Here is an 11,870-nt window from a genome sequence, read left to right on the forward strand (position 1 = left end):
CACCAGGGGGGTCTCAGTAGTCAAGGATGATATATTGCAATTCCAAATTGTAATCCCCTGCAATTTACACCCCACATCTCCTTCTCATATCCCGGATCGGGAAAATCATTTATGTATACGGGAATTTTTTCCGCTCGTATCTTCCTGAACCACTTGGATGTTTAAGACAAATTACATATATTAGCATATTATATATTTGTTTCAGGATTATCCCTATTATACCATGAAGAGCTGTTTTTTGTCTTTGGCAATGTGCCTTTTGTTGCTGGGTGGTAAAGCTCAGCGCGCCTCTGCTCCGGAGGTGAAGGAATTCGAAATTTTCTGGAAAAAGCTATATACGGCGATCGTTAAAAAAGATTACCAGGCGTTGAGCCAGTGCACGGAATTCCCACTGGTGGTGAAAAAGAGTCTCACCGATACGGCGGTGCAGACCATTGGCCGCGAAGAATTTTCTGCTTTTTTTAATGCCTACCTCGAACTGCCTGTCAGCGGAGAATTCGGTAATAAATACGGTCTGCTCCGTGCCCGTAAGACACTGAACGACGATGATATGTCGCTGGTGACCGAGGAGTCCGCTTCTGTGGAGGACTTTGAATTCCAGAAGGTAGACGGGCGGTGGAAGCTCGTATATGTCTATGCGACGGGTGATGAAGAATAAACGAGGGTTTATACCGGTAAATCCATCTGCCTGACGCCTGATCAGGTTGCGAATATTTTTAATATAAAATATAATTATACAGGGCATCTTATTCTCTTCAAATTTTCTGCGCGTAAAAACCAATTATTCCCGTAGCTTTGCACGATTTTTTAGTTCGCTGCGGGCTGGGAAATCGCATGGTTTTTCATTATCAATTGCTAATAAAAAAAGATGCCCAAAGACACCTCCATCAAATCTGTTCTCATTATCGGCTCCGGTCCTATTATTATTGGTCAGGCCTGTGAATTTGACTATTCCGGCTCCCAGGCGGCTCGTTCGCTGCGGGAAGAGGGAATCAAAGTGATTTTGATCAATTCCAACCCGGCCACCATCATGACGGACCCTATGATGGCAGACAAGGTTTACCTGCTGCCCTTAACAGTGGAAAGTATTGAACAGATACTGGAAGAACACCAGATCGATGCAGTACTGCCTACCATGGGAGGCCAAACGGCCCTCAACCTTTGTAAAGAGGTAGACGAGCTGGGGATTTGGGAAAAAAATAACGTACGGCTCATCGGCGTAGACATCAAGGCGATCGACAAGGCCGAAGACCGCGAGCAGTTCCGCCAGTGGATGATCGAACTGGGAATTCCCGTGGCGCCTGCCCGTACTGCCAACTCCCTGCTCGAAGGCAAGGAATTTGCGCAGGAAATCGGCTTCCCCCTCGTAATCCGCCCGTCCTTTACCCTCGGTGGTACCGGCGGAGGTTTCGTGCATGGCAAGGAAGACCTGGATGAAGCACTCGACCGTGGCCTTACCGCTTCGCCCGTTCACGAAGTGCTCGTGGAAAAAGCCGTACTCGGCTGGAAAGAATACGAACTGGAGTTGCTGCGCGACAAAAACGACAACGTCGTGATCATCTGTACCGTGGAGAACCTCGACCCGATGGGCATCCACACCGGCGACTCCATTACCGTGGCCCCGGCCATGACCCTGAGCGATACCGCTTACCAGGACATGCGGAACAAAGCCATCATGATGATGCGCAAGCTCGGCAACTTCGCCGGCGGCTGTAACGTGCAGTTTGCCATGAACCCGGAAAACGAGGAACTGATCGCCATCGAGATCAACCCCCGTGTAAGCCGCTCTTCCGCACTGGCTTCCAAAGCAACCGGTTACCCCATCGCAAAAATCGCCTCCAAGCTCGCCATCGGCTATACGCTCGACGAGCTGGAAAACCAGATTACCAAAACCACTTCGGCATACTTCGAGCCCGCGCTCGATTACGTGATCGTAAAAATGCCGCGCTGGAACTTCGATAAATTCAAAGGCGCCGACGATACGCTGGGCCTCCAGATGAAATCGGTAGGCGAGGTAATGGCCATCGGCCGCACCTTCCCGGAAGCCCTTCAAAAAGCATGTCAGAGCCTCGAGAACGACGCTGTCGGCCTCGGCTACTACGGCAAATCGCTGATGAAGAGCGAACAGCTTGTGGAAAAACTGAAGCGCCCCACCTGGGACCGCATCTTCCGCATCAAAGACGCGCTGATGGAAGGCATGTCCGTGAAATCGCTTCACCAGGCCACGCAGATCGACCGCTGGTTCCTGCACCAGATCAACGACATCGTGACCCTGGAAAAACAACTGGCGGAGCACGACCTCGAATCCGTGCCGGTAGACATGCTGAAAAGCGCCAAAGAAATGGGCTTCTCCGACAAACAGCTGTCCCTCATTTTCGGGAACTGTGAAGAAGATGAAGTGTATGAAAAGCGGAAAGCCCTCGGCATCACCCGTACCTACAAAATGGTAGATACCTGCAGTGCCGAGTTCGAAGCCAAAACACCTTACTTCTATTCAGCATTCGATACACAGAACGAAAGCATTCCTTCCGATAAAAAGAAAGTGATCGTGCTCGGCTCCGGCCCCAACAGGATTGGCCAGGGCATCGAGTTCGATTACTGCTGTACCCACGGCCTGCAGGCCATCCAGGAATGCGGTTACGAAGCCATCATGGTGAACTGTAACCCCGAAACCGTGTCGACCGACTTCGACATGGCCGACAAACTGTACTTCGAGCCTGTGTTCTGGGAACACCTGTGGGACATCATCGAACTGGAAAAACCCGAAGGCGTGATTGTGCAGCTCGGTGGCCAGACGGCCCTGAAACTGGCCAAGCGCCTCACCGAAAAAGGCATCAAAATCATCGGTACGTCTTTCGACAACATGGACATCGCCGAAGACCGCGGCCGTTTCTCCGACCTGCTGAAAGACCTCGGTATTCCTTACCCGAAATATGGTACCGCTTATAATACGGACGATGCTATTGAAGTGGCAAAAGAAGTGGGTTACCCTGTACTGGTGCGCCCCTCCTACGTACTCGGCGGCCAGCGGATGCGGATCGTGATCAATGAAGAAGAGCTGGAACAGTCTGTACTGAGCCTGCTCAAACATCTGCCCGGCAACAAAATCCTCATCGACCACTTCCTCGACCGTTGCCAGGAAGCAGAGATCGACGCCATTTTCGACGGTGAGAACTTCCATGTGATGGGCGTGATGGAGCACATCGAGCCGGCGGGTATCCACAGCGGCGACAGTAATGCCGTACTGCCTGCGTTCAACCTGAGCCAGCTGATCGTGACCACGATGGAGTACTACGCTGAAAAAATCGCCCGTGCGCTGGATATCCGCGGCCTCATCAACATCCAGTTCGCGATCAAAGACGGACAGGTATTCGTGATCGAAGCCAATCCACGCGCATCCCGCACCACGCCGTTTATCGCGAAGGCATACCAGGTTCCCTACCTGAACATCGCCACCAAAGTGATGCTGGGCGCCAACAAACTCACCGATTTCAAGATCGAGAAAAACCTGCAAGGGTTTGCCATTAAGGAACCGGTGTTCTCCTTCAACAAATTCCCGGGCGTGAACAAGGCGCTGGGCCCCGAAATGAAGTCGACCGGCGAAGCCATCCGCTTCATCAAAGACCTGCGCGACCCGTACTTCCGGACGTTGTATAAAGAAAGAAGCATGCACCTGAGCAAATAAGGTGTTGACATAACGAAGAAAAAGGCTGGCCTGAATGGCCGGCCTTTTTTTATGCGGATGCTCCACCACAACGCCAGTTCTCTCGACTCTTTACGGCATCATGTGCCTCGGATAAACGAGCCCTTTGAAATACGTCTAAATACTATTTTAACCTTGTTCATGCCCTGTAAAAAGCCTATGTCAAGCCTATGTGAAGGTTTCACATAGGCTTGACATAGGCTTAACATAGGCTTGATATATGATAATCAAAAAGGATACAAATACATTGAAGTGCCCCATGAATAATGGTTTGGCGTTTTTTGTGTTATCGGGATGGTGGTGGGCACTGCGAAAATGAGGGTGCTGAGAAAATAGTATCATTTCTGGGCATCAATTTTTACGGTGTTGGAGGCGCTCATCAAAAAAAAACCTAATTTCAGGATGTACCATTGTTTGTGAATTATGTTTGTTAATCTCTGGAAGGCCACGCCCTTCCTGCGTTTGCTGCTACCCTTGGTGGCCGGTATCATTACAGGATTGTATACCGCAATTTTTCCCTGGTGGTTATGGATAATCTGTTGCACGGGTTGGTGCCTGCCGGCATTTTTGCCACTCGTATGGCGTTTCCGGTTGCGTTATGCCAGGGGCGTATGCGTCACCGGCGCCGTGTTTTGCCTCGGGATGGGGCTGCAGTACGAAGCAGATATCCGCCACCGCGCCGACTGGTTCGGGCATGCGGTAAAAGACACCGCCACGCTGGTAGTGAGGCTAACGGAGGAACCGGTCAAAAAAACGAATTCGTGGAGGGTGGAAGCGGAGGTGATCAATGCCGATGGCCGGGCCGGCACCGGGAAGATATTGCTGTACTTCCGCGAAGCACCGCCGCTTCACTACGCCGCCCGCCTCGTTCTGCGTACAGCCGTCCGCGTTATCAGCGGAAGCGGCAACCTCGGCGCTTTCGATTACGGCCGGTACTGCAGCTACCGGAACCTGTATCACCAGGCATTTCTGGGCAATTCAAACTGGCGGCAGCTGCCCGGCAACGACGGGTGTACGGGCGGGAAGTGGCTGGTGGCGGCGCGAAACTATTGCCTGCAGACGCTCAGGGCGTATATCCCGCACCGTGAGGAGCATGGCGTGGCGCAGGCGCTGCTGATCGGCTACCGCAACGAGCTGGATCAGGACATTGTGCAGGCCTACACCAATACAGGCGTGGTGCATATCATCGCCATTTCGGGGCTGCACCTCGGCCTCATTTACATCACGCTGCTGCAGCTGCTGCGTTGGCTGCCCGCGCGCCGGGCCGCGGATATCTGCAAAGCGCTGTTGCTGATCGCCGTGTTGTGGGCTTTTTCGCTGCTCACGGGCGCGTCGGCCTCGGTGTTGCGCTCGGCAGTGATGTTCACCACCATCGCCGTCGGGCAGTTCATGATCAGCCGGCATTCGAATATTTTCAATACGCTGGCCGCCGCCGCATTCCTGCTGTTGTGTTACCAGCCGTATTTTTTGCTGGATGCGGGTTTCCAGCTGTCGTTCCTCGCCGTGGCGGGCATTGTGCTTTGTTATAAGCCGCTGTACGATGCCTGGATGATACGCAATAAATGGCTCGACAAAATCTGGCAGATGGTGGTAGTATCCTTGGCGGCGCAGGTTTTCACCTGGCCGGTGTGTTTATTCTATTTCCGGCAGTTCCCGAATTATTTCCTGGCCGCCAATCTGGTGGCCGTTCCGCTATCGACGGTATTGCTGTATGGTGAGATATTGCTGGTAGCCGTTCCCTGGCTGGGTGGGGCGCTCGGGCCTTTGCTGCAATGGGGGATAGCTGGCATGAACTGGATGATACAGCGGATAGATGCGGCTCCCGGCGCAGTGACCGCCAACATCTACATGAATTTCGCCCAGCTGTTATGCCTTTACGTCCTGACAATCGCCTGCTGTGTATGGTGGCTGCTGCAGCGTAAATTGGCCTGCTGGTGGGCATTAGGGGCGCTGCTGGCATTTACCGCGATCGGAACGGTCCACCGGCTCGAAGTGTTTAATCAGCCGGCGCTGATTGTTTACAATTCGCACAGGCAGATGTTGGTGGAGATCATTCACCAGGGAAGGGGGGTACTGATGAGCGACAGTGCCATTGCGTCAACGCCGCTGATCGCACCGGATACGCTGGCCGCATTTTCAAAATATACTACGCCCGCGCATCTCATCTACAACATCACAAAAACCGCCTTCATACCCCGCCCCAATGGCCTGATCGACTGCCATGGGAGACGCGTGCTGTTGTGGCAAGGCATGTTGCCGCCCGTTCCGCCGTCCCGTAAAATAAAGGTCGATTACATTATCCTGTCGAAAGGCGCCCCCCGGGATATCTCCCGGTTTGAAGAATTTTTCATATACGAAAAAATAATTTTTGATGCCTCCTGCCCACCTTTCCTCCTCCGGAAGTGGAAAAGTGACTGCAACAAACTACCTTTGCGCTGCTTTTCGGTTCCGGACAAAGGAGCCTTTGTTGTAAATCTCTAATTATTTCCTTGCATGCAAAAGCAAATCAAATCAGCATTGATCTCCGTTTTCTATAAAGACAACCTGGAGAACATCGTTAAAACATTGGGCCAGCAGGGTGTTACCATCTACTCCACCGGCGGTACGCAGAAGTTTATCGAAGAACAGGGTGTAAAATGTGTGGCCGTGGAAGACCTGACCGCATATCCCTCCATCCTGGGCGGGCGCGTTAAAACCCTCCACCCTAAAGTGTTTGGCGGTATCCTGGCGCGCCGCGAAAACCAGCAGGACCTGGATCAGCTGGCGCAGTACGAAATTCCGGAGATCGACCTGGTGATTGTTGACCTTTATCCCTTCGAGGAAACGGTTAGAAACACATCCGAAGAGCAGGCTATCATTGAAAAAATCGACATCGGCGGTGTATCCCTCATCCGCGCAGCCGGTAAAAACTATAAAGATGTGGTGATCGTGGCTTCCAAAAACCAGTATGCCGACCTTGAAAAGGCGTTGGTGGAAGGCAACGGCGCTACCACGCTGGAGCAACGCAGGCACTTCGCCGCAAAGGCATTTGAAGTGTGCGCTCACTACGATACCGCTATTGCTGGCTACTTCCTGCAAAACAGCGAAAAAGACTACTTCCAGCTGTCTGTTCCGCAGGGCCAGGTGTGTCGCTACGGTGAAAACCCTCACCAGAAGGGCGTTTTCTATGGCGACCTGAACGAAATGTTCGACAAACTGCACGGTAAGGAACTTTCTTACAACAACCTGGTAGACGTGGATGCAGCCGTACAGCTCATCGCTGAATTCACCGGCACCACTTTCGCCGTGATCAAACATACCAACGTTTGCGGCATCGCCACTCGTGCTACCCTGGCAGAAGCCTGGGAGGCAGCGCTGGCGGGCGACAAGGAAAGCGCTTTCGGCGGGGTACTGGTTTGCAACAAAACCGTAGATGCCGCGACAGCACAGTCCATTAATGAGATTTTCTTTGAAATCCTCATCGCGCCCGGCTTCGAGCCTGCCGCACTGGAGATTCTGCAGGCCAGGAAGAACCGCATCCTCCTGCTGCAGAAACAACCGCTGAAAACGCCGCAGATGTTCAAAAATGTACTGAACGGCGTACTGGTGCAGGATAACGACGAAGGCAGCTTCAAAACCTGGGAAGAATCCGGCGCACAGCCTGCCAACGCGGGCCAGAAAGCCGACCTGGAGTTTGCCAACATCGTGTGCAAACACCTGAAATCCAATGCAATCGCACTGGTGAAAGATCAGCAGCTGGTGGGCAAAGGCTGTGGACAGACGTCCCGCATCGACGCCCTCCGCCACGCGATCGAAAAAGCCAAACAGTTCCAGTTCAGCCTCGAAGGCGCAGTAATGGCTTCGGACGCGTTTTTCCCCTTCGACGACTGCGTACGCATCGCCAAAGCAGAAGGCATCTCCGCGGTAATCCAGCCCGGTGGATCCATCCGCGACAACGATTCCATCACCTATGCCAAAGAAAACGGGATGGTAATGGTGATCACCGGCATGCGTCACTTCCGCCACTAATAATAACTTACGGCATATAGAAAGGTATCTCTGTTCATACAGGGATACCTTTTTTTTGTATTATTGCCATCGCAGATGCCATTCTTACAGCAACATATGATGAAGGAAGCCGATGATGCGCAGTTGATCCGGACATACAAGGAAACGGGGGAACTGTCGTATCTCGCGGCCTTATATGAGCGCTATATGAACCTGGTATATGGTGTGTGCCTCAAATACTTCGATGAAGAGGCCAGCAAAGATGCCGTGATGCAGATTTTCGAGGAGCTGATCGACAAGGTGAAACAGCACGAGATCCAGAGCTTCCGCGGCTGGCTGCACGTGCTGGCCCGCAACCATTGCCTCATGAAGATCCGGGCCGCCAAGGGCCGGGTAGTGTCTATCGACGAGCACGGTTTTATGGAAACGGGGGAAAATAATCATCCTGATAACGGATTCAGCCTGGAAAACAACCTCCAGGCGATGGAAAAGTGCCTGGAAGCGCTGCCGGAAGAACAAAAACGGAGCGTGGACCTGTTTTACCTGAAAGAAAAGAGCTACCGCGAGGTGGCTGAAATGACGGGATATGAAATGAACAAAGTAAAAAGCTATATACAGAACGGTAAAAGGAACCTGAAGATCTGTATGGAGAAAAATTAATGGCTGATAATCAAGGACATATTAAACCTACCGCGGAGCTTATCCGCCAGTACCTGGAAGGTACACTGGACGATAAGACGATGCACGCCCTCGAGAAACAGGCGCTGGACGACCCGTTCCTGGCCGAGGCGCTGGAAGGTTATGCCCTGCACCCGGCCGATCAGCAGCCAGCGCTCGGTGAGCTGCAGTCAAGACTGGAAAAAAGGGTGGCCGCTGTAAAAAAAGTGCGCCGCCTTGATTACAAATGGCTGGCCGCCGCAGCTGTATTGTTGCTGGTGACTACTGGGGCCATCTTCTTCATGAATCGCCCTATGCGGCCCGCCGGTGAAATCGCCCAGCAAAAAAACAGTACTACCAGCGATTCGGTAGCCGCTGCAGCGACGCCTGCCACTGCTGATACCGCAGCCGCGGATATGGCGGCTAATCAGCAGGTGACGGAGCCTGCCGCAGAAGCGGAACAAAAACCGGTCAATCCTAAAAAGCCCGCTGCACCTAAAGAAACCGTCCAGGCGCCTGCATTTGCAAAGGACGACGTGGCCGATGAACGTGCGCGTTTGGACCAAAAGCAGCCCGCGCCAGTGGTGGCCGCGGCGCCTCCTCCGCCTCCGCCCGCGGCTAAAAGGATGACCTTGTCCGGAAGTTATACGGAGAAGGTGGATACTATCCGCATCGGCAAATATGCAGCGGATTCCACTACTTATGCCTTCCAACGGGCTCCCGGCAAAGTGGAGGGCGTAATCAGCGGCGCACCGAATAAATACCCCAACCACCGCGAAGAACGCGACGAGCGGCTGATCAGTGGAGTGGTGGTGGACGCGGAAACCGGCCGCCGCCTGCCGGGAGTGTCTGTTGTTGAAAGCGGCACCAATAAAGGCGCAATAACCGATACCGCCGGTAATTTTGCGCTCCGGGTAGACCCTGCCAACAAAGTGAAACTCGACTTCCAGTATATCGGCTACGAAAAGACAAATGTAGAAGTAGCCGCCAATAACAACCAGTTGAACATAAAGCTTCCGGCCAATAACCAGGCGCTGAATGAAACAGTGATAGTGGTTGGTAGAGCGAAAGATGTCGCGTACGGCAACAACGACAGGATCATGATCCGCGGGGCCAGTCGTCTGCCCGCCGGTAAAACACTGGCGCCGCACCCTTCCGTGTCGATGTTTGCCTACAGCAATTACCTCGAATCGCGGCGTAAACTGGTCATTCCAGGCCTGTTGGAAAACAAGAGCGGCCAGGTGCGTTTGTCCTTTACCGTTATGCCGGACAGTACGCTGAAAAATTTTAATGTGTTGGAATCAATGGGTGACGTGGCTAACAAGGCCGCCATCCGCATCATACGCGAAGGCCCTAAATGGGTGCCTGCTTCCGGCGGTAAAAAGGCAAAGGCCGAAGTGACCGTGCCGCTACTGTTGCTGAAGCAGGAGTAAAGAAAAAGGCGTTCCGGGATGGAACGCCTTTTTTTATGATTTGTTTCTTTCTTTCCAGAGCTGGTTGAAAGATTTGGGTGCAAATATCGGTAGCCCCCTCTCTTCATCCCCCCAGGCTTTCCCGAAGAGTTTGCCGATCACGAGGTTTTTGGTTTTACCGCCTACCAGGTTCATCATGCGCCGGCTGAGGCAGGCCTGTTTCCATCCGAACCAGCCCAGTTTTTCGCCACCGGAGGTGTGATGTTCTTCCACCGCCTTGTGCCGGTTATGGAGCAGCAGTTCGTGCAGGTTGATGCGCACGGGGCACACCTCCGTACAGTTACCGCACAGCGACGAGGCGAAGCTGAGGTGCATGTATTTTTCGATACCCTGCAGGTGCGGGGTGATCACGGCGCCGATGGGGCCGCTGTAGGTGGTTTTGTAAGTATGGCCGCCGATGTTTTTATACACGGGGCAGGCATTCAGGCACGAACCGCAGCGGATGCAATAGAGCGCTTCGCGCGCTTCCACGTCTTTCAGCAGGTTGGTACGGCCGTTGTCGATGAAGATGACATACATCTCGTCCGGGCCGTCGATCTCGCCTTCCTGGCGCGGGCCTGAAAGAATGGTGTTGTAAGAAGTGATCTGCTGCCCGGTGCCGTAAGTTGCCAGCAGTGGCCAGAACAGGGCGAGATCGTTGATGGAAGGCAGCACCTTTTCAATGCCCACGAGGGCGATGTGGGTTTTGGGGAACGACGTGCTGAGCCGGGCGTTCCCTTCATTTTCCGTTACCGCGATGCCGCCGATGTCGGCAATGATAAAGTTGGCCCCGGTGATGCCTACTTCCGCTTCGAGGTACTTCTGGCGGAGTTTTTCACGTGCCACCAGCGTCAGTTCTTCCGGTGACAGCTTGGGATCCGATCCCAGTTTTTCCGCAAACAACTGCGCCACCTGTTCCTTGCTTTTGTGCATGGCAGGCGTTACGATGTGGTAAGGCGGCTCATCGTCGAGCTGCTGGATATATTCGCCGAGGTCTGTTTCTATGCTTTCGATGCCGTTTTCCTGCAGGTAGTCGTTCAGATGGATCTCTTCCGTGGCCATCGATTTGCTCTTCACCACGGTTTTGCAGTTTTTGGCTTTGCAGATGGCCAGTATCTCTTCCCGCGCCTGTTCGGCGTTTTCGGCCCAGATCACCTTTCCGCCCCGTTTGATGAAGTGCATCTCGAAATCTTCCAGATGTTTATCGAGGTGCTCGATGGCCTTCCACTTCACGTTCTTCGCGCGTTCCCTGGCGGTGGCCAGGTCGGCAAACTGCAGCTTGCCATTCTTCACCGCAGCGTTGTATTTGCTGATGTTGAAGTTGATCGTATTGCGGTGACCGAGATCAGCCGCTTTTATTTCACTTTCAGAAAGAAAGGTGCTTGCCGTCTTGTTCATATGCCTGTAAAGATAGTCAAAAAGTGTTCGGGTGTTTTGCCGCGCAAAAGATTGCAGCTATTGTATCAGTAAACAAAAAAATCGTATCAAATATCTTCTTCTTCCAGGTGTTGTTTGGTGGCGATTTTATCCAGCACGGCGTAAAATTCCGCTCCGTATTTCCTGGTGATGGCTTCCTGTAAAAACCGGTACACGGGCACCTGCAGCTGGTTACCCAGTTTACAGGCCGGTTTGCAGATGCTCCATTTATCGTAATTCACCGCTTCGAAACTCTCGTACTTGGTGATGCGGATCGGGTACAGATGGCAGGAGATGGGCTTTTTATAATCGATGACCCCGTCTTTGTACGCTTTTTCAATGCCGCAGCCAACCACGCCCAGTTCGTCGATGGTGGCGTAGGCGCAGATGGCGCCGTTCACGATGGGTGTTACATGTCCATGCTCATCGTCCCAGGTATGGAAACCGGTTTTTTCAATTTCGGCGATGCCTGCTTCACGCAGGTATGGCTTCACTTTGGGGAATATTTTTTTCAGGATGGGCAGTTCCGCTTCCTCGAGCGGGGCGCCGCAATCGCCTGCCACGCAGCAGGCCCCTTTACAGGCGGTGAGATTGCACACAAAGTTTTTCTCCACCACCTCGTCACTGATATATTTATCATCGATCACTATCATCTT

At 53.0% G+C, this 11,870-nt stretch carries 8 protein-coding genes; 6 read left to right on the plus strand and 2 right to left on the minus strand.

The features are described 5' to 3' along the window. Positions 1-250 precede the first annotated feature (250 nt). From EGT74_RS09665 to EGT74_RS09690, 6 genes are all read left to right on the plus strand, one after another. Positions 251-658, plus strand: a complete 408-nt coding sequence (locus EGT74_RS09665) for a hypothetical protein (RefSeq protein ID WP_158618074.1) — start codon at positions 251-253, stop codon at positions 656-658. Between the two features lie 210 nt (positions 659-868). After that, positions 869-3,685 carry a carbamoyl-phosphate synthase large subunit gene (gene carB / locus EGT74_RS09670; RefSeq protein ID WP_123846303.1) on the plus strand — a complete coding sequence of 939 codons (2,817 nt, stop codon included), beginning with the start codon at positions 869-871 and terminating at the stop codon, positions 3,683-3,685. A gap of 441 nt (positions 3,686-4,126) precedes the next feature. Next, a complete protein-coding gene (locus tag EGT74_RS09675) occupies positions 4,127-6,184 on the plus strand; it encodes a ComEC/Rec2 family competence protein (protein ID WP_123846304.1) in 2,058 nt (685 codons plus the stop codon). A gap of 12 nt (positions 6,185-6,196) precedes the next feature. Beyond that, positions 6,197-7,711 carry a bifunctional phosphoribosylaminoimidazolecarboxamide formyltransferase/IMP cyclohydrolase gene (gene purH / locus EGT74_RS09680; protein ID WP_123846305.1) on the plus strand — a complete coding sequence of 505 codons (1,515 nt, stop codon included), beginning with the start codon at positions 6,197-6,199 and terminating at the stop codon, positions 7,709-7,711. A 96-nt stretch (positions 7,712-7,807) separates the two neighbouring features. Further along, positions 7,808-8,350: an RNA polymerase sigma factor gene (locus EGT74_RS09685; RefSeq protein ID WP_246008163.1), complete on the plus strand. Its 543-nt coding sequence runs from the start codon at positions 7,808-7,810 to the stop codon at positions 8,348-8,350. Then, positions 8,350-9,780, plus strand: coding sequence for a carboxypeptidase-like regulatory domain-containing protein (locus tag EGT74_RS09690; RefSeq protein ID WP_123846307.1), 1,431 nt, complete (start codon positions 8,350-8,352; stop codon positions 9,778-9,780). The genes EGT74_RS09685 and EGT74_RS09690 overlap by 1 nt, the downstream gene beginning before the upstream one ends. 33 nt (positions 9,781-9,813) lie before the next feature. On the opposite strand, the gene EGT74_RS09695 is transcribed toward EGT74_RS09690, so the two are convergent. Beyond that, entirely contained in the window at positions 9,814-11,196 is a 1,383-nt protein-coding gene (locus EGT74_RS09695; RefSeq protein ID WP_123846308.1) for a LutB/LldF family L-lactate oxidation iron-sulfur protein, read from the minus strand. 86 nt (positions 11,197-11,282) lie between these two features. Continuing rightward, on the minus strand, positions 11,283-11,867 hold the full coding sequence (locus EGT74_RS09700) for a DUF3109 family protein (protein WP_123846309.1): 585 nt from the start codon (positions 11,865-11,867) through the stop codon (positions 11,283-11,285). Positions 11,868-11,870: the final 3 nt, after the last annotated feature.

The sequence above is a fragment of the Chitinophaga lutea genome, assembly GCF_003813775.1.
Classification (GTDB): domain Bacteria; phylum Bacteroidota; class Bacteroidia; order Chitinophagales; family Chitinophagaceae; genus Chitinophaga; species Chitinophaga lutea.

What these genes read in the sequence shown, in the direction of transcription:
- EGT74_RS09665 (WP_158618074.1), top strand. Translation starts at nt 251, where the DNA reads ATGTGCCTTTTGTTGCTGGGTGGTAAAGCTCAGCGCGCCTCTGCTCCG.
- carB (WP_123846303.1), top strand. Translation starts at nt 869, where the DNA reads ATGCCCAAAGACACCTCCATCAAATCTGTTCTCATTATCGGCTCCGGT.
- EGT74_RS09675 (WP_123846304.1), top strand. Translation starts at nt 4,127, where the DNA reads ATGTTTGTTAATCTCTGGAAGGCCACGCCCTTCCTGCGTTTGCTGCTA.
- purH (WP_123846305.1), top strand. Translation starts at nt 6,197, where the DNA reads ATGCAAAAGCAAATCAAATCAGCATTGATCTCCGTTTTCTATAAAGAC.
- EGT74_RS09685 (WP_246008163.1), top strand. Translation starts at nt 7,808, where the DNA reads ATGATGAAGGAAGCCGATGATGCGCAGTTGATCCGGACATACAAGGAA.
- EGT74_RS09690 (WP_123846307.1), top strand. Translation starts at nt 8,350, where the DNA reads ATGGCTGATAATCAAGGACATATTAAACCTACCGCGGAGCTTATCCGC.
- EGT74_RS09695 (WP_123846308.1), bottom strand. Translation starts at nt 11,196, where the DNA reads ATGAACAAGACGGCAAGCACCTTTCTTTCTGAAAGTGAAATAAAAGCG.
- EGT74_RS09700 (WP_123846309.1), bottom strand. Translation starts at nt 11,867, where the DNA reads ATGATAGTGATCGATGATAAATATATCAGTGACGAGGTGGTGGAGAAA.